The organism is Paenibacillus konkukensis, assembly GCF_023523925.1.
In the GTDB taxonomy this organism is placed as follows: domain Bacteria; phylum Bacillota; class Bacilli; order Paenibacillales; family NBRC-103111; genus Paenibacillus_S; species Paenibacillus_S doosanensis.
The window spans coordinates 6,000,052-6,024,678 of record NZ_CP027059.1; the positions used below are offsets into that span (position 1 = coordinate 6,000,052).

Genomic DNA, 24,627 nt, shown 5'->3' on the forward strand with positions numbered 1-24,627 from the left:
CCTCAACCCGGCAGCTCAATAACATGGACGCTCCTGTCTAAAAACATGGATTATTATGCTTTAATCTTTCCACGCTTGCTTATGCAGATCGGATACATACTTCGCCGCGGCGGCGTTGGCGATAACCTGCTCGGGACTCTTGCAGCCGGGAATGACGGCGGTGACGGCAGGATGCTTCAGGCACCATGCCAGCGCCCAAGTGGCCATATTCATGCCGGCCGGAACTTCGTTCTCGCGAATTCGGGCCGCTTCTTCCAGACGTTGAATCGTCTGCTCGCGGTCATGGCGGTTGCGCACGTCGTTGTCCGGAAATACGGCCCCCGGCTTATACTTGCCGCTCAAGTATCCGCTCGCCAGCGGCACGCGGGCAAGCACGCCGAGATCCTGCTCTTCGCAGGAGGGGAAGACGCGTTCCTCCGGCTTGCGGTCGAGCCGGTTATAAACGACCTGGATCGCCTGCGAGTTCACCCGGGTCGAGGCCGCCGTCTGATGCAGATTGTCGTTGCTGCCGATCGAGGTGCCGAGATGGCGGATTTTGCCCGCTTGCACCTGCTTGTCCAGCAACGTCCACAGCTCGTCTTGATCAAACGCTTCGTCCGTTCCCGAGTGGAACTGGTATAGATCGATATAATCGGTTTGCAGTGCCTTTAGAGACGCTTCCAGCTGGGACAGCACTTCTTGAGGAGACCAGTGCTGCGTACGCTCCTGATGGCCGTGGAAATGATGTCCGAATTTCGTGGCGATCACCCAGTCTTCGCGGCGGTTGCGGGCTACATAGCTGCCGATCAGCGATTCCGACGTATGATCGCCGTAGCATTCGGCCGTATCGATCAGGTTGATGCCGGACTCCTTGGCTTGATCGAGAACGGCGTCGGCTTCCGCCTGCGTGAACGCTTTACCCCATTCGCCGCCGAACTGCCATGTGCCGACTCCAATAACGGACACCTTCATATTCGTCTTGCCCAATCTGCGGTATTTCAACTGAATCCCTCCCTGAATTTGGTTAGCTTATCTCTTTTATTTAACGATAATGCCGGATGGTTGTCAAAGCGCCCCCGACTTGAAACGAGGCCTCCTTTTGGAATAAAATATTGCCAGCAGCACCATGATAACCATATAGCCATACAGGAGGAATAGCGGCATGCGGAGAAAACAACGGATCATTACCATTCTGGCTTTGATGCTTATGGCCATGCCTTTGGCGGCCTGCGTCAAGCAGGAGGCAGGGACGCCCAATTCGGGCAATACGGCCAGTACGGCGAGCGATCCCGGAGCGAAGCCGGCCACGCTGGAAGGAGAATCGCTGCATTGGAAAGTAAAGGTAGACTATGCGCCTCAAAATAACAAGCTTCAGGAAATCGCATCGGTAGCTTACAAGGTGGACGAACTGATCGATAACGTCAACGTTACGGTTGTTCACGGCAGCGGGACGCCGCTGGCAAACGCCGTGATCGAGCCGACGCTGCTGAAGCCGGGGCAATTCGTAACTTTGGATAAAAAAGGAACCGTAACAAGCTGGAAGGATACGACGCAGGTTGAGATTGAATGGAAGAGCTCGGACAACCAAGTGCTCAAGGAATATATCACCGTGAAAAACAAAGCGGAGAAAGCTTCTTCCTGATCGGGCGAAGCGCGATTCGAAAATTTATGTTACATTAATCTTTCTTTTGCCGAAATAGTGTAAAGTAACAGAAGAAACGGCAAAGGAGCTGAGTAAATGCATCGGATGAAACGGTGGATCAAGGAATGGGTTCCAACGTTGGCAATCGCTGTGATTGTCAGCTTTACATTTAATACGTACGTAGCTCAAGGAATGAAAGTGCCGACCGGCTCGATGCTGCCTACGATCCAGCTGGACGATAAAATATTGGTGGAGAAAATGGTCAAGCTGACCGATTTCAAGTTCGGAGACGTCGTCGTCTTTTATCCGCCGCTGCCTGATCAAGCGGATCAGCGTTTCGTGAAGCGGCTGATCGGCCTGCCGGGAGATACGATAGAAGTGAAGGACGGCGCGCTGTACCGCAACGGAGAGAAAGTGGACGAGCCTTATCTTAAGGAAAAAATGAACTATACGTACGGCCCGATTACCGTGCCTGCCGATCAGTACTTCTTCCTCGGCGATAACCGCAACGACAGCTTGGACTCGCATTTGTGGCCGACGCCGTTCGTCGACAAAAGCAAACTAATCGGAAAAGTGTTGTTCCGTTATTATCCGTTTAACCATATCGGCGCATTGGATGCACAATAGATACCACGGCATGACACCGCCTCCTATCGATATTCGATATCGTAGGAGGTATATTTTTTTGGTATACTGAGCGGACAAGCGTAAACGATAAGGGGGCGAACCGGATATGGAATCAAGCGGAAATTTGACGATTCAGTCATTGAAATACGGCAATCATCTTCATTATGAATGGAATACGAAGCTGCTGGAGCAGACCGGCGAATACGTATTCGTCCTCGGAGAGAAGGGGCGCAAGCTTCATCATTACACCAAAGGCAAAATATTTACGATGGACCACTGGACCATCGAATTTTTTTCGTTCACCTCCTGGTTCACCGTCAGCGCGGATATTGCGGAAGGAACGATCCGGCAGTTTTATTGCAATATTAATCAGCCGGCGCGAATACAGGGGAATCACGTATCCTTTGTCGACTTGGATCTGGACCTGATCTGCCGGGGCGGCGAATGGAAAGTCGTCGACGAGGATGAATTTGCGACCAATGCCGTACGTTACGGTTATCCGGACGAATTGATAGCCCGCGCCCGGCAAGAGCTGGAGCTGCTGCAGAAGCGGGTGGCTGAGCGGAAGTTCCCCTTTGACGGAACGATCGATCGGTGGGTTGAACGGGTTTCGCGGAATTGCAGTTGAAAGTTACGGCAAGTCCGTATATAATTAACAGTACGCCGCGGCAACCATGCGGGTGTAGTTCAATGGCAGAACTCCAGCTTCCCAAGCTGGTAGCGTGGGTTCGATTCCCATCACCCGCTTAAAACTTCATTTTGGAACGGTAGCACACTAACTATTTGAGACGTTGAAATCTCATTTGGAAGGTGTGTTTTTTTGTTAAATTCAATAGCTTTACAGTTAATGGTTTTCCTAATATACTGTATTAGTCCCAATAAAAGGGAAAGAAGGCGAATATTGATTAAGGGACAAATACACTCTAAAGGATGGACACATGAAACGCAGATGGTTTTCATTAATATCATTTATCATGATTCTATTCGTTTTTTTTGATTCTAGTTTTTACAATATTGGCTATGCTTTTACTGAGCCTGGCAATCCGGTTGTTAGATCCGCTGCTCCTACTGTTACAGACAATACATACAATGAAGAAACAGTCACTCAATCAGCATACTTAAACAACAAAAAACGCTACATTGTAAAATTCAAAAATGAAAATGAATTTTCAAAGTCTAATAAGAAGATAGATTCTGAATTAGACAAAACAAAAGTCGGTAAAAAAATAAATAGTTTTAGCCATTTTTCTCAAATTGTTATGGAATATTCAAATAGCGAAGTTGCCCAGCTAAGGAAAGACCCTTCAATTGAGTACATAGAATTAGACCAGACGGTATCTATTCTGACGGCCGCTCCCTCTGTAACCGAGGCAACATACAGTTATATGAACCATGCCGCGATGGAAACATGGGCTTTTCGTGCTGTTAAAGGCAATCTGCTAGAGAGTAATAGACATACGGGGAAAAATATAAAGATTGCCCTGTTTGATTCTGGTATCGATTTGAACCACGAGGATCTGAACGTAGCTGGAGGAATTTCTTTTGTAGGGGATTCCTTTCAGGATGATAACGGTCACGGTACGAATATGGCAGGTTTGATTAATGCTCAATTTAATGATGTTGGCATTAAGGGAATCGCCCCGTCTGCAGATTTGTATGCAGTCAAAGTGCTCGATAAACATGGTCAAGGATCTTACAGTGATATTATCGCAGCCTTGGACTGGGCAATGGATAACAATATAAATATTATCAATATGAGCTTCGGGGGGACTGAACCAAGTAAGGCTCTTCAAGAAGCAATTGAGAAAGCGTGGGAATCCGGTATCCTCATTATTGCCCCTTCGGGTAACAATGGAACGGAATCGATTTTGTATCCCGCGCACTTCCCAGCCGTTATGGCCATTGGTTCAATTGATAATGAATATAAAGCAGCCTCTTTCTCAAATTACGGTTCAAAATTGGAATTAGTAGCACCAGGTTCTTGGATTAGTACAACTGATATAAACAATAAATATACGGTTAAATCGGGCACATCTTTGTCTGCAGCAATAGTAACTGCAGCTGCGGCAGATATATGGTCCGCTCACAAGGACTGGGACGTCAAGCAATTACGAGCTTCAATGCTTAACTCCGCTACATTCTTAGGAGATAAACAATACTATGGATATGGGCTTATACAACCGATAAATGCAATACAGGAAAAATATAAAAGAGAGGTTGTTCTTGATACTACTGGCGAGCCCATTTCAACCGGAAATGATTCGGGGACGGTAATTCCGCTGCTTACGCATGCAGAAATAGCTCCCTCCACAGTGCTTCCCGGACAGCAAGCAACACTTCATTATTGGTTTGATGATTTACCGCATCCCGGATTTATATCGGTTTATGATGAACACAATAATTTAGTTCAAGAGTCCGCATTTTCATCTATTTTGAACGGCTACTGGACTTTTAAGCAAACCGTACCCGGGCATTATCGGATCGAGGTCAATCTTATAGATGACCCGAACACTGATTACGACGAGTCTCAAGCTTATGCGATTGTTTATGTAACCGTTTCGAGCGGGGGGATTCCTCCTGACGCTACACCTGATGTAACTGCTGCCAAACGAACCCTTATATCCGGGGAAACAACTACGGTTCATTTTTCTTACAAAGGTACTTTTCACAATACATATGTAAAAATATTAGACGATTCCAGAAACGAATTACGGTCTTCATATTTTGCTAATGTCATGAGCGGGGATTTTATTTTTAGCGATACGAATGAGGGCGATTATATTATTCAAGTAATCCCGGATGACAGCCCTGCGTCGCTAACCGAAATCATAATTTCGGTCATTCGAAGACCTAGCTTAACAGTGGAACTAAACAAAATTAATTCGACAACAGATTCTTATTACGATGATTCTTATAATCCCGGGGAAATTGTTTACTTCCATTTGGATATCCGTGGCGAAGCAACAAGCGCGGATCTTTACGTCGATGGTGCCAAACAAAATAGCGTATTGAATCAAAGCCAATTTTTATGGTTCTCCCCGGACGATATCAACGACCATGAAATCAAGGTTATTGCATCGGGACCCGGAGGCGCTGAAGATTCCGCAGCTCTTCGGTTATATGCATTAGTTAAAACGACAGGGGCGGTTTTAAGTTATCTTCCTTTTGATAAAGTCGAAAATAGCCCTTTTCATGAGGATCACATTCCATCAGAGAGCCCTAACGCTACGATTACAGAGTATTATACTTATCCTCAGCATTCTTTTAGACAACTAAACCAAATTATTTTGGAGGGCAAATCAGACGGCAATCGTTTCGTAAGCACACCTCGTGTTCTGGCGGACAGAGATATTACACAATCGCTTTACTGTGATAATGAACCATCTCCTACCAGGCAGGTTAACTGGCAAACAGAAGAAGTTATACCAAGAGACAATTATGCTTACCAATATTCCGTCAGGTCTTTTTTGGAAAGCAGAGTCAGCGTAAATGCCCCTGATATTTGGGACAGTATAGCCAAATTGGCAGATCCGTCGGGTGCAATTAATGGGATGATCGGAAATACCGGTGAAAGTCATTATATCCCATCCATCTTTTCAACTTTGGAGGTTCAAATTTCAGCAGATGGGCAATCTAGTGCAAATTGGGTTGATGAAAAGGATGGCTCTCATACAGTTCAAAGCAGTTATTTTCCATATCATTATGCTTACTTAAACGGGAATTTAGTGGGTAATTATGGAAGTCATCCGCCAATAGATATTCAAAAATGGTCAAATACTGCCGACGCTAAATTAGTTCAATTTTTAAGCAAATTGAAAAGCGAAACTAATATTGATGCAAATAGCTTCTTATCTGAGGTATGGTTTAAAGGATTACGTGCCGAATGCGCACGGCAGCGTCTTGAGAAAGAAAATAAACCTGCATACGACCAGTTGCAAGGTTCTGTACCGCTGCGACAAAAGCTGCCTTGGTTTAATCCGATTGCTATGATGGCCTTCAAATCAGAAATACTGCCGTTTTTCACCAAAGACGGAATTCGTCGCGGGGCTCCTGGAAATGGTATACCGTGGGGATCGCCTGGTTCTGCGGTTCCATCGGATATTGATACTTGCGATTATTCGGGCTGCACCAGTCTTTTTCAAAAGTTTTTTGGTTTTAAATCGCCTGTAGATGTACATGTTTACGACGTGAACGGCAGACACACGGGTCCCTTGCCTGACGGCTCTCTTGAGGAGAATATCCCTGGGATTCTGTACTTTATAGAGGACGGACATAAATATGTTCAAATACCTAATTCCAAAAACTATCGTATTGAAATAACCGGTACCGATAACGGGCTAGTCACTATCGAAGAAGCTGATTTTAGCGGCGGAAAAAAATTGCAGTTTGAGCAATATTACAAACTCCCCGTTACTCCAGCGACCAAAGGAATCATAACGATGAAAGATATCGGATTTAAGTTAGGCTATGATGTAAAAGGTTCTGGCACTCTTACGGAGTTAGAGCCTACAACAATCATTCAAGGGGATAGTATTGTTTCAAACGATTCAACCCCGCCTGAGACGACGATGCTCGTAAACCAGCTCCCTGTAACATCTGGGCAATATTATGGACCTATTGATATCACGTTAAATGCTACGGACAATGAATCCGGCGTACAGTCGAGTGAGTACAGCCTGGACGGCGGTGTAACTTGGATTCCTTATCATACGATACTTCACTTGTCGGAATATAATCAGTACACAATTTTGTATCGTTCCAAAGATTACAACAATAATATGGAAACGACGAAATCTCAATTTATAAGAATTGATCCTGATGTCACACCGCCGGTAACATCAATCCAAATACTGGGTGACGAGGGACAACCGACTTATTTTAGAAGCTCGGTAAAAGTTATTTTATCGGCAGTTGATGATACTGGCGTTAAAAACACGGAATACAGCCTAAACGAGGGCGCGACATGGAATAATTATACTGGGCCGATTGTCATGGCAAATGAGCAGTTTTATAAACTGATTTACCGCTCAACGGATATTGTAGGCAATATCGAACAAGCCAAACTATATATTTTTGTCATCGATCTAACCGCACCGTCAAGTCCTTCTATTGTAGCTTCTACCAAGGAATGGACTAAGGATGATGTGACCGTTTCGATTAATCACGGAATTGATACTTTAAGCGGGTTTTATAAGAGCCAATATAAACTTAATGCGGATGGAGTATGGACTGATTATACCGGAGATTTCAAGATTACTGCAGAAGGTCAAACAGTAATCTATGCCCGGACGCTTGATAATTCCGGGAATTCAAGCATTGAGGTTACGGAAACTATTAAAATCGATCGAAGCCCGCCGACGCCAGCAACAATCAATTTGAGTACGGCTGAGTGGACCAACTCTAAAGTTACTTTTACTATTACACCTGGAATAGATAGCGGAAGCGGTGTTCAAAAAACTCAATATAAAATTGGAGACCAAAATAATTGGATTGATTACACCTTGTCTGTTCCGATTAGTCCCGAAGGAGAAACTACAGTTTACAGTAAAACGATTGACAACTTAGGGAACGAAAGCGTCATTACGACGGCTGTAGCCAAAATTGACCGAACGCCTCCGTCCACACCCGCAAATGTAAGGGCAAGCAATAAAACGGCAACAGCTATAACATTATCCTGGGACCCTTCAATCGACAATACTTATATTAAGGGATATGAAATCTATAAAGACAATATTTATATCGGTTATACTGCTTCGACGACCTATACGATAAATAACCTGGTAAGCAAAAAAACGTATAGTTTCACATTGAAGGCGATAGATAGTGCCAAGAACAGTTCCAATCCTACTATTCCTTTAGTAGTTACTACCAATTAAATATTAACAATGTGTAGTAGTTTATAGAATTCAGAAGATCTTTATGATATAATTTCTACGAATTGGATAAATTGTTTATTAATAAATGAAAAGGATAAATATTCTTTTTGTGTGAATATCAATTTATCCTTAATCTTATTTACTTTAGGAGGACATCAATGAATTTTAGCAAAAGGTTATTTCTAGTTTTGTCTTTATCTTTATTTTTTGGGAGTTTTTCTATTTTTTCAAGCGTTACTCATGCAGCAGTAACCGTGACACCCAAATTAGCTGCCGGAGGAGATTCTTTTTCATTAGCTTTAAAAAGTGATGGAACGGTTTGGGCATGGGGGGATAATGCATCTGGCAAACTAGGCGATGGCACTACTGCGGAAAAATTAACACCTAATCAAGTTCCCAGTCTGAATAATGTGATTGATATAGCGGCAGGTTCAAATCATTCTATGGCCCTTAAATCAGATGGAACGGTTTGGGCATGGGGATCAAATCAATACGGCCAACTTGGCGATGGAACAAAAGTTAATAAAAAGACCCCAACTCAAATTCCAAGTTTAAATTCGGTGATTTCCATTGCGGCTTCCGGCTCTAACAGTTACGCATTAAAAAGTGATGGAACTCTATGGGTTTGGGGAACCGGTTCTAACAAAACAGGCTTAGGAACCGCGACTGGCAATAATACTGTACCTGTACGCGTACATAACGTAACAAATATAGTAAAGTTTGCTGTAGGGTATGGACATGCATCTGCAACATCTCAAGACGGTACAATTTGGATGTGGGGAGATGGCGCTAACGGTCAAATTGGCGACGGGGCCATGGAACATAGGCCAGAGCCTGTTATCATTGATTTCCCCAATGCCGCTATGGTTGAGCCAGGCAGTATAGCTACTTTAGGTTTAAAAACCGATGGTACCGTATGGAACTGGGGAGCTTGCCTTGCTAGTGAAATTGTGGAATGTAGCTCCTCCAGCATAAAAGTACCGACACAAAAAGCGGGAATTGACAATGTTTCCTTTGTCTCCTCAAATGGGGGCAGAGCAGCAGTGATCAAGAACGATGGGACTTTATGGGCCTTTGGAAATAACACAAGTGGATATTTAGGAATTGGTCAACAAACCAATAACTCCTCCTATAAAACTCCGCATCAAGTAGTTACATCTGATCTCGTAACACCATTAACTGGGGTAAAATCTGTAGAAGTAGGTCAGTCTCACTCACTTGCCATTAAAAACGATGGTACAGTTTGGTCGTGGGGACGCAACGCAGAAGGACAACTTGGAACGGGAGACAAAACCAGAGCATATTATGCAGTTCAAGTTGTAGGTCTTACACTTTTTGATCAAGATCAAATCTCGCTTGGAGACACAGTAAATGTAGAAATAGCTCAAGGATCATCAAAGAAGTACACATTTAAAGCGCAGAATAGCGGAGTAGTTACGTTTACGACCGGGTTTTATCAAAATATGGCTGATACGACTTTAAATCTCTATGATTCTAACAATAATCTCCTTTCTACAAACGATGACTATAATAACACAACGTATTCACAGATTTCTTATAACGTAGTCGCGGGGAGTACGTATATTATTGAGGTAATGGGCTACCAGAATAGTGCATTGCAATGCACATTAAGCATTCAGTAATGGCCGCTGCCAGCGGGAAAAAAAGATGACCCGATGCATGCAGAAGTCATCTTCTTACAGACTAGCGTCTTTTTATTACGTTTCCACCCATAGGTCATAGTTCACCCTTGCGCCGCAAGGGTTTTTTTCTATTTTCTTTTTTCGACAAACGTTAGGAGACTTTTTGTCAAAATTCGGAATCTGGTCAGAAGGCAGTTTCGGGCAAGCCCGATACGGAATAAACTATTAAAAAATGGGAGTTGGTATATGGTGGAAGTGCAAAGTTTTATCAATATCATTGTCCCTATAGCAGTGGCCGAGCAAAAGCGCACGGGCGTATTGGCCAGCATAACGATATCGCAAGCGGCGCACGAAAGCGCGTGGGGCGCTGCAGCCCCGGGCAATAACTTGTTTGGCATCAAGGGTACGGCTCAAGAGCTTGTCACTCAAGAGCATAAGAACGGAAGCTTTGTCACTGTCATCAACGGCTTTCGGGCTTATCCCAGCTGGGAAGACAGCGTAATTGACCATAGTAATTTTTTGGTAGAGAACAGTCGTTACTCGAAGGCAGGATTTTTTGACCGGTGCGCGGAGCTGGATTATGCGGGAGCTGCACAAGCTTTACAGGCAGCGGGATATGCGACAGATTCGAATTATGCCGCCAAGTTAATAGCCATTATTGAGAAATACCAGCTCTACAATTACGACGTTTTACAGGAGGATGAAGAGAATATGCCGATGAAATTGGAACAATGGCAATGGGATATGCTGTATGAAGTGCTGGGCAAGGCGTACAACGCGGATCAGCTCAGTTGGGACTGGATGCAGAAGATCGTAGATAAAACAATGACGGCTACGGAGCTGGCATTTTTGAATACGGTCTTGGATGGCCGGATTGACCGGAAGATCGAAGTGTAGTGAATAAACGGGCTGCTTACAAAGGGAGATTATTTATTCACTCAAGTCATTTGCGAACGAGGGCTTTAACCGGACACGATATTTCAAAAAAATGGGGGCAGATTGCCGCATATCGGCTTCTGTTCCTTTTTGATGTGCGCCCGGCCTGGGGGGCGGCAGTTAATGAACAGCCTCCTATCCGCTTCGCTTTTTGAGGCTATAGAAAGTAACCTTGTCCGATCAGTTCCTTGACAAAATCGAGAAGGGGATAATAATATAATACTTAAAAGTAATATAATTTGATTATGGGGGATCGATAGGTATGGGTCAGAGAGGGAGGAAGAAAGGAGCGAGCGGTGAGCAAAGTCGAGGACTACTGTTAAGCATCGCCGCAGAAGAATTTGCCTTGCGGGGATATCACGAGACGAAGATAAGCGCCATCGTTGAGAAGGCGGGGGTTACCCAGCCAACCTTCTATCTTTACTTCGAGAATAAAGAAGCGTTGTTTCATGAGTTGGTCCATTTATTTCGTTCCCGCTTGGGCGACTACACGCAGAAAAGCCGCCTTGAACCGGGAATTGCAGAAGCATTCATCCGTCAAAGAATTGTAGAGGGACTTACGCCGTTTTTCCGTTTTTTCATCGAAGAACCTCATCTGGCCAGCATCGGTTTTTCGGTTGCTCCCCAGGCGGCGGAGATTAAAGACCAACTGGCCGATGAGATCCGTGCGAACCTAATGTCGGAGCAGCAGGCAGGCTATTTCCGTAAAGACATGGACATGGGGATCGTTGCGGATAGCATCGTGGGCACGATGGAGCGCTTTATCGCGACACAAAAAGCCCGCCCATTTAAACAGCCGGAGATTTTGGCGGATGAGGTTGTGCGTCTATTTTTATATGGAATTGCAGCGCCATAGATGTTTGTCTTGGGAGGGGAAACCAATGCGTAAGCAGGTAAAGAAGCGAATTGCAATCATGCTGGCTTTTCTGTTGATCATGTCACTGCTGCCTGAATGGTTGGGGGGAAAAGCCCACGCTGCAGCCATATACATTATTGATACGGTAGCGGGCACGGGTACCGGCGGCTTTTCGGGGGATGGAGGACCTGCGATAGCTGCTCAGTTGAAAAATCCATATGGAGTGGCGGTAGACAGCAGCGGCAATCTGTACATTGTCGATTACGAAAACAGTCGGATTCGGAAAGTAGATGCGTCGGGGACGATCAGTACGGTCGCCGGCACGGGGAGTGCCGGATTTTCGGGAGATGGGGGACCTGCGACAGCTGCCGAGTTGAACTACCCAATGGGAGTAGCGGTAGACAACAGCGGCAATCTGTATATTTCAGATACGGTAAACTGCCGAATTCGAAAGGTGGATGCATCCGGGACGATCAGCACGGTCGCCGGTACGGGGGTTTTTGGCTATTCGGGAGACGGAGGATCTGCCATATCAGCTAAGTTGAGCTATCCTAGCGGAATGACGACGGACAAAGATGGCAATGTGTATTTTGTGGACCAGTCTAATCATCGGATTCGGAAAATAGATGCGTCGGGGACGATCAGTACGGTTGCCGGTACGGGGATTGCTGGAGATTCGGGAGATGGAGGATCTGCCGCATCAGCCGAGCTGAGGAGCCCGACTGGCGTCGCGCTAGACGACAGCGGCAATCTGTACATAGCGGACTTTACTAACAATCGAATCCGAAAAGTAGACAGATCCGGGATAATCAGCACGGTCGCCGGTACGGGAAGTGTTGGATACTCGGGAGATGGCGGACCGGCAACGTCAGCCCAATTAACCTATCCTTCGGGAGTAGCGGTAGATCGTTATGGGCAGCTGTATATAGCGGATGCAGGAAACTACAGCATCCGAAAAGTGGATGCATCCGGGACGATCAGTACAATCGCCGGAACGGGGATTCAAGGATATTCGGGAGATGGAGGAGCGGCATCGTCAGCTCAATTTTTCAATCCTTTTAGTTTAGCGGCGGCAAACAATGGAGAGCTGTACATTGCGGATGTGTTCAACCAACGGGTCCGGAAATTAAGCTTGGGTGCGCAAACCGTCGAAGCATTCGCCGACTCGCACAACCCTGAAGTCGGTGCGAATGTGAATAATACGATCACAATCTTTGTGAAAAATGCGAATGGGCTCACAGATACGACGTTTAGCGGGGAGCATGAGGTGACGATCTCCGGATACTTGCAAGCGCCGGACAACTCCTATGGCAGCTTGAACGGGACGGCCTTAAGCGCATCTCCGAACACGATCGGCGTCATGTTTAACAACGGCGCTGCCACGGTAAAGCTTAAGCTGAACAAAGCGGGAGAACAAACGATCGCCCTAAGTGTAGCGGACGTGGCATCGCCGCAGACAAATCCGTTGATCATCACGCCAAGAGCGGGAAGTGCTGCCTCGATGGAGCTAACCACAGACATTAAGGCTCCGGCCAGCAATGGAGGCGCGTTCGCGCAGCAGCCTGTCGTTACACTTCTCGATGCTTACGGCAACAAGAGCGCGGGTGACAACAGTACGGTTGTTACGGTAAAGAAGAAGGACTCGGGAGCCTGGAATCTTACAGGAACAACAACGGCAGCAGCAAGCTCAGGCAGCGTAACTTTTACCGACCTTGGCGCAACGAGCGGAGCGGCGGTAACGGGAGCGCAGCTTCGATTTGAAGCGGATGGCTTGCCGCCCATTGAAAGTACGACTGTAGCCTTGCCTTGGGAGGCGCCTAAGGTAGCGCGCGTTGGCGATTTGCCGGTCGGCACAAAAATTCGCGATAACCGGGAATGGGATTATTTCACGGCCGGGTCAATCGAAGCGGGATTGTCGGATGCTGAAGTATACAAGACGGCGCCTATCAACTGGGTTCTTGTAGACAAGGACAAATACGAGCGCGGTACCAGCTTGTTCATCTCGGAAGAAATTGTAGCTGAAACAAATGAAGTTATCAAGGAAGGGATGATGAAGCCCTGGAGTCTATCACCTGTTCGCGGGTGGCTAAGAGAATCGTTCTATCCGGCATTCTCCGCAACGTTTCGCAATGCGATTTCGATAACGAGCTATCCCAATTTATCCGAAGGCGACGGATTGCAAGAGGAGACATTCTTTATTTTAGCGGCTTCAGAACTAATTTCTGTGTACGGCGAAGATCAGTACGTCATTCCTTACTTCAAGAATGCTAACGACCGAAAGGCCAGCGGCAACGAATCAGAGTATTATTGGACGAGATCGCAAAATAGCCTATTTTCTTACCTCTATTATTTAGTCAACAATGCCAGCGGTGACCTTCGTATTAAATCCGGCAACTTAAAGGTTGGCGTACGGCCAGTCGTTAATCTGAAAGCCGATACTCTCGTTGAGGGTCCTTTTATTGACTCGGCTAATGGAAGTGCCTATTATCAACTCGTCCAGGAGCCATACGAAGCAATAGCTGAGCTGGAAGCATCAGAGGTACAAGCGGGCTCCGAGGTAAACATTCGCTTTGAAGTTCATGACGAAGACGGCAGCATAAATACTTCGTTTAACGAGCCGGCAGAAGTAACGCTTAAAGGTTATGAAGCAGCGCCGGATGGGACGGCAGGTTCTTTTGGAGGAGAGACGCTGAGTGGTGCGCAAAAAACGATTCAGGTGCAATTTAGAGATGGAGTCGCTACAGTGCCGCTTGTTTTGCACGCAGCTTTACAGCAGACGCTTCATTTTCATATCAAGGGTCTTTTGGAACCGAATGTGGAACCTATTGTCGTTCAACCCGAACCGCGGGCTGCGAAGAACTTAAAGTTGCAGGCCGACAGCACAGGATTCGATGATCGTACAGGGTTATTTGACCCGCAGCCGATTGTATGGCTTGTTGATGATTACGGAAATTTAAGTAAAGATAATGCTACGCCAGTTAGAGTATCGAAAATGGGCATCGAAAACTGGAGATTGACGGGCACGACAATCAAAATAGCTGAAAATGGAATGGTGATTTTTGAGGACCTGGGAGCGTCCTATACGGGAGATGTTAAAGGCGCCCGATTACAATTTGATGCACTTGGATTGAACTCCACCGTTACAAGCAGTATGATTCACCTTCCAGCACTTGCGATTATTGGCTTGATCAACGGCAGCTTCGATAAGAATCCAGTGAACCAAACGGATGTGACGACGACCGTTACGCTGAACGGAAATACGCTAATTAGCATCAAGAACGGCGCGGATGAGTTGACGGCGGATGAGGACTATACGCTGGTGGGTAACACGTTGACGATCCGTAAGGAATACTTGGCACAGCAGTCGGTCGGATCGCTGACCTTGACGTTCGCGTTCAGCGCGGGATCGCCGCAGACGTTGAATATTCCAATCGTGGATACGACGCCGCAAGAACAGGATACTGGAGTCCCACAATGGCCGGATGGCAGCAAATTGGCGGCGTCAGACATCACGCAAACGAGCATGAGGCTGTCGTGGCCAACGGCGACAGATAATGTCGGGGTAATCGGCTACCGGATATTCATGAATGGTGCGGAGCGGATGACGGTAAGCGGAAGCGTCTACGAAACGATTATTGACGGTTTGAGCGCAGACACCACGTATACATTTAGAGTCACTGCCTATGATACGGCGGGTAACGAGAGTGCCCCAGGCTTGAGTATAAAGGTGACCACTTTACCGAAGCAGCCTGAACCGGACATTGAAACGCCGACATGGTCAGAAGACAGCGAACTGATCGTCTCGAGCGTAACGCGTACGAGTGTGCAACTGTCTTGGCCAAAGGCAACGGATAATGTTGGGGTAACTGGCTACCGGATATACATGAATGGTACGGAGCACATGACGGTCAGCGGAAGCATCTACGGAACGAGTATTGACAGCTTGAGCGCAAATACCATGTATACATTCAAAGTAACAGCTTATGATGCAGCGGGGAATGAGAGTGAATTTGGGTTAAGTCGAACGGTGAGGACGCTTGCGCGTTCTTCCTCTAGCTCGGGAGGCGGCTTATCTAGTAATGCCAGCTTGAAAACGTTCGAAATATGGACAGACGGCCAACGCCTTTCCCTAACGCCGTCGTTTACGATGGAGACATACTCTTACAGGGCCAGAACGGAAGCAAAACAAATTGAGGTGAGGGCAACTGTAGATCATACGGCTGCCAAAGCGACATGGCAAGAGCAGACGATTAGCGATGGCATTCAAATCGAGCTGGAAGAGGGAGAGAACATCATTCCGATTACTGTTCAAGCAGAAGATGGGTCCCGGAGAACTTATACGCTTGTCATAGAGAAAGTGGTTCCCGAACCGCAAGAACCTAAACCATCTGCGGCCTCATTAATCGACATTGAGGGACACTGGGCAGAAAATGATATTAATCGTGCTGCGGCAAATGGCATTGTCAACGGATATCCGGATGGCGCATTCAAACCGAACAATCCTGTCACCCGCGCCGAGTTTACGGTTATGCTGGCAGGTGCTCTGAAACTGAAAGGGGAGGTTTCCTCCTTGACGTTCACCGATAACGATCAAATAGGGAGATGGGCAATAACGGCAGTAGAGCAGGTCGTTCAGGCAGGTATCGTCAACGGATATGAAGACGGCAGCTTCCGTCCCAATGACTACATTTCCCGTGCAGAGATGGCGGCAATGATCGCGCGGGCGCTCAAGAAGGAAATTAACGCTAATGCGTTTACCGATTTTGCCGATGACGAAGCGATACCACAATGGGCAAAAGGAGCGATAAAGGCGACTAGAACGCTTGGAATAGTAGATGGCCGCGGTTCGAACCAATTTGCACCGAATGAAACAGCAACGCGAGGAGAAGCAACAGTCATGCTGCTAAGAATGCTCAAACAATTGGAGAGTGACAGGGCGGGCTGACTGTTTCGAAACGTTCACGTTGCAGCATAAAAGGTGCTGCTAATACTCAATGTAATAGGCGATTGACCTTGACGGTCAATCGCCTATTATTGCAGGTAAAATGTATATACGAATTGAGACGCTGAATAAAAATGGATTTTCAATCCATATTAAATCATATTGATTCATATTGATTAAAGGGATACATGCAGTGGAGTATGGAGTTGTTTCGCTTTCAGAGATAACCGGCTTTACAACAAAATCCGAAGAGTTTTCCCGTTAACTTGCTACAAGAAAATGCCGTGCGACAATCCGATTTATTATGATGAAAGCACGGACACATGGAATGTTTTTAAATACGAGGACGTTAAGCGTGTACTGACTGACACCGAGCTGTTTTCAAGCGTAAGAAACCGCACTATTACTAATGTAGGAACAGGTACGGAGGAAGGCAACTTTCCGGACCATATCAATATCCATGACAGTGACCCGCCTCAGCACCGCAAATCCCGTTCCCTGCTTTCATTGAACCCGTTGCAGGCTTCGATTTGGAAGCAAGCTTAACGCCCACTGCTGCCGGAGAGGACCTGAAATAGGTTCTCTTTTTTAATTATTCAATGTTTGCGCAAATCGCGGATTGCTTTATATATAATTTCATCAATGAGGGCGCATGTATATGCATATGGCAATAGATGCAGCACAAGATGAACAAATGCAATCATTACAATGTACTCCTCTTTATCGTTTTAAGGATATTATTTACAAATTATTTAAAATAAAACCATTAATTGTAAAAATGGAATGAATAGGCGTTACGTCATCCTTCGACGGTGATACAGTCCGCGGGCCATTTTGTCACTATTGACGATGAAGAAGAGATGAGTGATTTAGCGTAAAAGAGGAAGTTATCGCACGATTGTCAGGCCAATCGAATTGAAACTATAGCAAATAAAAACTTCCATTCACTTCGAGGACTCGGTTCTGGAGCAAGCCGTACGGAATGAGCTGAAGCTGGGTTCGGACGCGGTCTTGGACTTCAAAGCGCTGCAGAATTTGACATCCTTATTCACGGATGGGAAGGAAAAGATACATAGCTTAAAGGGCTTGGAATATGCCTTTAACCTGCAAACTTTGTTTATACCCGGCGAAAATATTTCCGATTTAAAGCCGATCGGCAGCCTTTATAACTTAACGTTTCTGGTTTTGAACAACAATCAAATTCGCGATATTTGTCCGGTAGCGGGGCTATACAAGCTGAAAAGGCTGGTTGTCAGCGACAATCAGATTGAGGATATCGGATGCCTGTCGCGGATGAATTCGTTGACCGACCTGCTCGCTTCGGATAACAAGATCACGAGCATTGCTCCTCTCGCTAAGCTAAATATAGAATGGCTGGGCTTGGAAGGCAATCCGATCGAAGATATTACCGCCGTAAGCTCAATGAACAAACTGAAGCATCTTTATGTTGACGGCAGCGCTCTTAACGCTCCGTCCAAGTCGCTGGTAAGCCGTTTTGAGCAGTCTGGAGTGGCAGTGAATCGCGGCCAGGCAGAAACCGACACCATCTCCGGCGTATCCGTCTTCGTTCAAGACGTCAGGGTGTTGTTTGAACGGGCGCCGATCATCGATGACGGTACGACGCTGGTCCAATTTCGCCCCCTCTTTGAAAAGCTGGGCTTTGCTGTGAAGTGGGATGAGGACACGAGGAGTATAAGGGCCGAGAAAGCGGGAACTTCACTGATCATGCAGGCAGACCATACGGAAGCTGTCTTAAACGGCGATACCGTTACCTTAGAGGTCGCACCGCGGAATGTGGACGGCAGCATGATGGTGCCGGTTCGATTCGTAAGCGAGGCTTCCCATTTGGAAGCCACCTGGGATCAACGGGCCAAGGCGGTCTACTTGTGGCCTGATCGGACGATAACGGCTCCAAGCGGCTTGTTCAGCATAAAGGTAGGGGGCAAATGGGTCGCCAAATCGCCCGTATCGAAAATTAACTATGATTTATATATGGAAAACGGAAGCAAGGTGTTGATGGCCTTTGTTGAGCGCAAAGCGGATATTGAAGACGGGTTCACGCTGGACGATTATGAAGCGGCGTTAAAAGAATCGCTGGAGAAGGTCAATATTAAGCCTTCCGAGACCAAATCGATCACCGTCGATCATATGAATGCGCGGCAGCTCTCGTATTCGATGGAATCGGCTAACGGCGCAAAGTATGAATATGTGCTAACGATAGCGGAAGGCCAATATAACTTTTTCCGAATGGGTGTGGCAAGCACAGACGCTATCGGGACGGAAACCGAACAAGATTACGAGAACATCCTGCAGTCGCTTAAGGAATTGAAGACGACGGATCAGCTAAGTGAAGAAAAGTTCGGCGCCTTGAAGCCGGTAGAGCGGGTGTTGGATGCAGCGCGCTATTATCGGGAGCTGGGATTTTTCGCGGGCGACCAATCATTATCCGGCCAGCAATTTGACGATAAATTCAAAAAGGTGCATGAGGAGTTAAAAGGGGAGAATTGGGACCCCTTCGATTCTTCCGAATATTATGATTCGTTGGCCGAGCTGTACATTCTCGGAGAAGACAAGAAGCGAGTATGGCTCAAAGACACGGAAGCCGATGTCGGCGAAGGGAACGAGATTTATGCGAGGACGCTGAAGCAGTGGAGCGATATTTCGCGCGGCGCCTTCCAGCCTACGGAAATACAAGAAAATTGGAAGTCGAAGGAAGGACCTGTCGAGATCAGCTTTATGTTGAACGGAAAGAAACGGACGATTCATCCTCAATATATGAATGATTTTATCGACGTAGGTATATTGGCCGAAATCAACGAGATGATTCAAGACAGCGGGTATCAATTTGTTTGTGTGGAAATCGATCAAACGGTGTTCGTGACGGTGCTGAACGCTTCGGAAAAGGATAAGATCAGCAAGGATCGCTTTTTGCCGTTTAGCGAAAATATATAATACAAATATTTCCAACCATCCTGGGTTTATGTTCGGCCTGGGATGGTTTTTTTATTGTTTAGGGGGATTTGTTCGTTTTTCCGCCTTGGAGACAGATCCATCTTAAAAATGGAATATCTCCGGAAAAATTCGTGATTGCAAGATGAAAGACGGTACATGCCTAGAAAATATAAATATATACAGCCGTCGTCTCCGTCCGTAGACTTGATTGTAAATTCACATTAGAGAGGTGACGCCTTGAGAACTGCAATCTCAACATTGGTCAAGCATAAGTACGTTTATTTCATGCTGCTGCCGGTACTTGTCTATTATTTCCTCTTTCATTATGTACCTATGGCCGGCGCAATTATCGCTTTCAAAAATTATACCCCCGCACGCGGAATTATGGACAGTCCGTGGGTAGGCTTGGCCAACTTTAAAGACTTTTTTGAAAGCGTCTACTTATGGCGGCTGGTCAGGAATACGCTTACCATCAATTTGTATGAGCTGCTGATCGGATTTCCGGCCCCCATTATTCTTGCCCTGCTGCTTAATGAAGTGCGAAGTCGGATGTTCAAGCGCACGGTACAGACCATTACTTACCTGCCCCATTTCATTTCGGTCGTCGTAGCGGTAGGTATGGTGCTGGACTTCTTTTCCTCGGATGGGATCATTAATGCCTTGGTCGCCAAGCTCGGGGGAGAACCGGTATCTTACATGACGGAGCCCAATCTGTTTTATTCCATCTTCGTCGGCTCCAACGTCTGGCAGCATCTGGGCTGGAAAAGCATCATCTATCTGGCGGCGCTAAGCGCGATCGATCCTGCCTTGTACGAAGCGGCCAATGTGGATGGCGCGGGGCGTTGGGCCAAATTAAGGCACATCACCTTGCCGGGGATTACGCCGATCATCGTCATTATGCTGATCCTTCAAATCGGCAGCATGATGACGGTAGGTTTTGAGAAAGTAATGCTCATGTACAATCCGTCTATTTATGAAACGGCGGACGTCATCTCCACCTTTGTTTACCGCAAAGGGCTGCAGGATATGAATTACAGCTACAGCACGGCGGTCGGTCTGTTCAATTCGGCGATCAACTTTACGCTGCTCATTCTGGCGAACACGATCAGCCGCAAAATAAGCGAAAACAGTTTATGGTAGGAGGCGACGAGGCAACTATGATGCTGCGCAATGAATCCGTTCCCAGCCGGCTTTTTGATTTATTCAACGTATTGCTGCTTTTGCTGTTAGTCGTGGTTACGGCATACCCCTGCCTGTATGTACTGTTCGCTTCTATCTCGGACGGAGTATCGCTGAACGTCGGAAGCAAGCTTCTTTACGGACCAAGGGGCTTCCAGCTGGAATCTTACAAAAGAGTGTTCAGCAACCCCATGCTGTGGACGGGCTACCTCAATACTTTGATTTATGTGGTGCTGGGCACGGCCCTGAATTTGCTCCTGACCTGCTTTGCGGCTTACGGCTTATCCCGTACGTATTTGCCGGGCAGAAAGACGATGATGAAGTTCATCATTTTCACGATGTTTTTTTCCGGGGGGATGATTCCTTCATATCTTCTTGTGATGAATTTAGGCATGATCAACACAATCTTTGCCATGATCGTTCCCGGAGCGATCAGTACGTGGAATTTGATTATTTTGCGGACCGCTTTTATGGCGCTGCCCCCGAGCCTGGAGGAGTCGGCGAAGATCGACGGCGCTAACGATTTTTTCATCTTATTCCGCATCGTGATTCCTCTATGTTTGCCCGCCTTGTCGGTCATTTTGCTGTACTATGCCGTAGGGCATTGGAATGCATTCTTCGATGCTCTTATTTACTTGAGAAAAAGGGAAATGTTCCCGATTCAGATGGTTTTGCGCGAAATTCTGATCCTTAACGATTCCTCCATGCTGGTCGGGGTAACCGACAGTGTGGACCGTATGCAGGAAACCATCCCGCTCAAATACGCCACCATCATCGTGTCGTCGCTTCCGGTGTTGTTTCTGTATCCGTTTCTGCAGAAGTATTTTGTGCAAGGGATGATGATCGGCGCGATTAAGGAGTAAGCGGCGGATGATCGCGACCTTGCGGCTTTAGAAGCGGTGAACAAGCGGCCGAAGAGTCGATAGAAAGTTGGAGCAGCGTAAGCGGTCGCCTTTGTAGACGGATTTTCCCCGTTTCACGGGCTTACCTATTCAAGAAATCTGAGAACGACAGCGATCGTAAGATGCTTTAGCATGTGCAGTGAACGTTTTTCGCGACCCTTGTATGTAGTACAGCCCAATATTCCAGGAGGTTCCTATGAAAAAGAAATTCAGATATCCATTGACTACACGTGCGTTGTCCGTGATCATGAGCTTAAGCGTGCTGTCGGCCTGCACGTCCCCGGCGGCGGAACATTCCGCGGAAGGAAACCGGCAGGGAGAGGCGGGACAGAAGCTGCAAAGCATTAAAGTGTTCACGGAGATGGGCTCTTGGGCGGCGCAATCGATCAAAAATTACGGAGAAAATCTCGTGTTCCAGGAAATGGAGAAAAAAACCGGGGTGAAGGTGGATTGGATTCATCCCCCGGCAGGGCAGAGTAAAGAGCAATTTAACTTGATGATCGCCTCCAACGATTTGCCGGATGTGATCGTGTACGACTGGTTCAGCGCCCCGGGCGGGATGAAGAAATATGTGGATGATGGCGTGATCGTTGATTTAACGCCTTATATAAGCAGCAAAGCGCCGAATTTCACGAAGCTGATGAACGAAAATCCGGAAGCCAAAAAGCAAAGCATGGATGATGAAAGCAAATTTTACTGCATGCCGATGCTGCGGCTTCAGGATTCGCTCCGGGTTACGGACGGGCCTCAAGTGCGGATGGATTGGCTGGAGCAGCTTAATTTGAAGAAGCCGGCGACCGTCGATGACTGGTACAGCATGCTGAAGGCGTTCAAGGCGCAAAACCCGAGCGGTTGGCCCATGACAGGCCAGAAGTTTATAGGGAATAACGGCATCGGCAATCTGGTAGGCGCCTGGGGATTATCGTATGATTTCTATGTGGACGGCGGCACGATCAAGTACGGGCCAATGAACCCGAAATTCAAAGATGCACTTGCCTTTATCAATAAGCTTTTCAGCGAGGGGCTGATCGATCCGGACTATATGCTCAATAACAGGGAAAAGCAGGATGCCAAGGTAACCGGCGGTACATCCGGGGCTTTATTCGCGGTGCAGCCAAGTAATTTTATGAGAACTATGGTTGAATCCGGACGCGATCCGAAGTTCCGTGTGGAGGGTGTTTCCTGGCCGACAGGACCGGCCGGCAAGCCTTACTCGCTGAACAGCTCCTACACGTATGAAGTGTTGGCGCCTTGTGCGGCCGTAACCAAGAAAGCCAAACATCCGGAGGAAATTGTAGCCTGGCTGGATTATGCATACGGTCAAGAAGGAAACATGCTCTTTAACCTAGGCGTAGAGAATATGACTTATGTCATGAAAGACGGGAAGGCCGAGAATACCGATCTGATCAATAAAAATAAAGACGGCTTGTCGTCTTCCGCCGCTTTGGGCAAATATACGATGGCGCTGAACGGCTGGGCGATGGCGCAGGATGTCCAGTATCACCGGCAGCTTATGATGCCTTACGGTTATCCGGCGGCCGATCATTGGCGCACCGCCGATGTAAGCTTGATTGTGCCCCGCTTGACCTTCACGGCGGAGGAAACCCAGCAGGTAGCGCGCATTAAAACGGACATCGATACGTATGCTCAGGAAATGTTCGATAAGTTTACGACCGGCAAAGAGCCTCTCGACAACTACGACAAATTTACTCAGCGCCTGAAGGATATGGGAATCGAGCAGCTGACCAAGACCTACCAAGCGGCCTTTGACCGTTATCAGAAGCGGGGAAAATAGCCTCTAAGATTCCCTGAAAGGGATATTCAATAATATAAAAAAGAAAGCGAGTGAGAAAATGAATTATCGTCTACCCGATAAACCGATATTACCGGACCCTCTGATTGGAAATAGGGGAGAGCAGATTGTATCTCCCAAGCAGTGGCGCGAGCAGCGGCGATCCGAGATTGTCGAGTTGTTCCGGCAGCATGTCTATGGAAGATGCCCGATAGGCCGTCCGCGCAGCCAAAGTTTTGAAGTGGCGGATCAAAGCGGAGGATGGATGAACGGAACAGCGGTAAGGAAGAAAATAAACATCAGATTTGACGGACCCGGGGGAACGGGAGTCATCCATCTCTATCTTTTTGTACCCATCACCGAGGGGAAGAAGGTTCCGGCTTTTTTGCTGATATGCAATCGGGAACAGGAAAATATGGACCCGGATCGGAAGGTGCAAAGCCCCTTCTGGCCGGCGGAAGACATCGTGTCGCGGGGGTATGCTGCAGCTGTGTTCCATGTTCAGGATGCGGACCCGGACTTCGATGACGGGTTCCGCAATGGGGTACACGGCATATGGGAAGCGGCGGAGGCTCCGCGGCCGGCCGATGCCTGGGGCACGATCGGCGCGTGGGCGTGGGGCGCCAGCAGGGTCATGGATTATTTCGAGGCCGATCCGGATATCGATGAAGCGCGGGTTGCCGTCGTCGGGCACTCCCGCGGGGGGAAAACCGCTCTTTGGTGCGGGGCGCAGGACGAGCGCTTCGCATTGGTAGTGAGCAACGACTCCGGCTGCACCGGGGCTGCCATTACCCGCGGCAAACAAGGCGAAACCGTGCAAGATATTAACCAGCGGTTTCCTCACTGGTTTTGCGAAAATTACAAGGGCTTTAACGGCAGAGAGCATGATTTGCCGGTGGATCAGCATATGCTGCTTGCCCTCATCGCTCCGCGGCTGCTCTACGTTGCAAGCGCGACCGAAGACATATGGGCCGATCCCGCATCGGAATTCCTTGCTTGCATGCATGCGAATCCCGTTTATAAGCTGCTGGGTTTCCTCGGATTCGAAGCAGAGGGATCTCCGCTGCCGGAAGTGCCGATACACGAAGGCAGGATCGGGTATCATTTGAGAACGGGAAAGCATGATTTGACGCGGTACGACTGGAACTGCTTTATGGATTTCGCAGACCGTCATATGTAAGGGTAATCTAATCGTCAACGCCGATTTATGCTATAGTGAGAGAAAGCGTTTTTAGTACGAGCAGGGGGAAGTGATCGGGATGGGCGGCCTATGGAAATTCATGATCCATTTTCAAAAAAGA

General features: G+C 47.3%; 14 protein-coding genes and 1 tRNA gene. 14 read left to right on the plus strand and 1 reads right to left on the minus strand.

Annotation, left to right across the window (positions count from 1 at the left end; genetic code table 11):
- Positions 1-60: 60 nt before the first annotated feature.
- Positions 61-981 (minus strand): aldo/keto reductase, encoded by a 921-nt coding sequence (locus SK3146_RS26140; RefSeq protein ID WP_249861517.1) that lies wholly within the window; start codon positions 979-981, stop codon positions 61-63.
- A gap of 160 nt (positions 982-1,141) precedes the next feature.
- Here SK3146_RS26140 and SK3146_RS26145 point away from each other — a divergent pair, with 160 nt between their 5' ends.
- The 14 genes from SK3146_RS26145 to SK3146_RS26210 all read left to right on the plus strand — a co-directional run bounded on the left by SK3146_RS26145 (position 1,142) and on the right by SK3146_RS26210 (position 24,506).
- A complete protein-coding gene (locus tag SK3146_RS26145) occupies positions 1,142-1,621 on the plus strand; it encodes a hypothetical protein (RefSeq protein ID WP_249861518.1) in 480 nt (159 codons plus the stop codon).
- Positions 1,622-1,759: 138 nt separating this feature from the next.
- Complete coding sequence (gene lepB, locus SK3146_RS26150) at positions 1,760-2,248, plus strand: signal peptidase I (protein ID WP_249861519.1); 489 nt, start codon at positions 1,760-1,762, stop codon at positions 2,246-2,248.
- Positions 2,249-2,354: 106 nt separating this feature from the next.
- Positions 2,355-2,876: a DUF402 domain-containing protein gene (locus SK3146_RS26155; RefSeq protein ID WP_249861520.1), complete on the plus strand. Its 522-nt coding sequence runs from the start codon at positions 2,355-2,357 to the stop codon at positions 2,874-2,876.
- Positions 2,877-2,924: 48 nt separating this feature from the next.
- Positions 2,925-2,995 (plus strand) — tRNA-Gly (locus SK3146_RS26160).
- Between the two features lie 191 nt (positions 2,996-3,186).
- Positions 3,187-8,124 (plus strand): OmpL47-type beta-barrel domain-containing protein, encoded by a 4,938-nt coding sequence (locus SK3146_RS26165; protein WP_249861521.1) that lies wholly within the window; start codon positions 3,187-3,189, stop codon positions 8,122-8,124.
- 158 nt (positions 8,125-8,282) lie between these two features.
- Entirely contained in the window at positions 8,283-9,767 is a 1,485-nt protein-coding gene (locus tag SK3146_RS26170) for an RCC1 repeat- and reductase domain-containing protein (protein WP_249861522.1), read from the plus strand.
- A gap of 291 nt (positions 9,768-10,058) precedes the next feature.
- On the plus strand, positions 10,059-10,664 hold the full coding sequence (locus SK3146_RS26175) for a glycoside hydrolase family 73 protein (protein ID WP_249861523.1): 606 nt from the start codon (positions 10,059-10,061) through the stop codon (positions 10,662-10,664).
- Between the two features lie 301 nt (positions 10,665-10,965).
- A complete protein-coding gene (locus SK3146_RS26180; protein ID WP_249861524.1) occupies positions 10,966-11,559 on the plus strand; it encodes a TetR/AcrR family transcriptional regulator in 594 nt (197 codons plus the stop codon).
- A 25-nt stretch (positions 11,560-11,584) separates the two neighbouring features.
- On the plus strand, positions 11,585-16,504 hold the full coding sequence (locus SK3146_RS26185) for an NHL domain-containing protein (protein ID WP_249861525.1): 4,920 nt from the start codon (positions 11,585-11,587) through the stop codon (positions 16,502-16,504).
- A 1,182-nt stretch (positions 16,505-17,686) separates the two neighbouring features.
- Positions 17,687-19,453, plus strand: coding sequence for a stalk domain-containing protein (locus tag SK3146_RS26190; protein ID WP_249861526.1), 1,767 nt, complete (start codon positions 17,687-17,689; stop codon positions 19,451-19,453).
- 285 nt (positions 19,454-19,738) lie between these two features.
- A complete protein-coding gene (locus tag SK3146_RS26195; RefSeq protein ID WP_249866445.1) occupies positions 19,739-20,593 on the plus strand; it encodes an ABC transporter permease in 855 nt (284 codons plus the stop codon).
- A gap of 20 nt (positions 20,594-20,613) precedes the next feature.
- Positions 20,614-21,495 carry a carbohydrate ABC transporter permease gene (locus tag SK3146_RS26200; RefSeq protein ID WP_249866446.1) on the plus strand — a complete coding sequence of 294 codons (882 nt, stop codon included), beginning with the start codon at positions 20,614-20,616 and terminating at the stop codon, positions 21,493-21,495.
- A 235-nt stretch (positions 21,496-21,730) separates the two neighbouring features.
- The gene (locus SK3146_RS26205; RefSeq protein ID WP_249861527.1) at positions 21,731-23,329 is read left to right on the plus strand and encodes an extracellular solute-binding protein; all 1,599 of its coding nucleotides are present in this window, start codon (positions 21,731-21,733) and stop codon (positions 23,327-23,329) included.
- A 58-nt stretch (positions 23,330-23,387) separates the two neighbouring features.
- Complete coding sequence (locus SK3146_RS26210) at positions 23,388-24,506, plus strand: glucuronyl esterase domain-containing protein (protein ID WP_249861528.1); 1,119 nt, start codon at positions 23,388-23,390, stop codon at positions 24,504-24,506.
- Positions 24,507-24,627 lie beyond the last annotated feature (121 nt).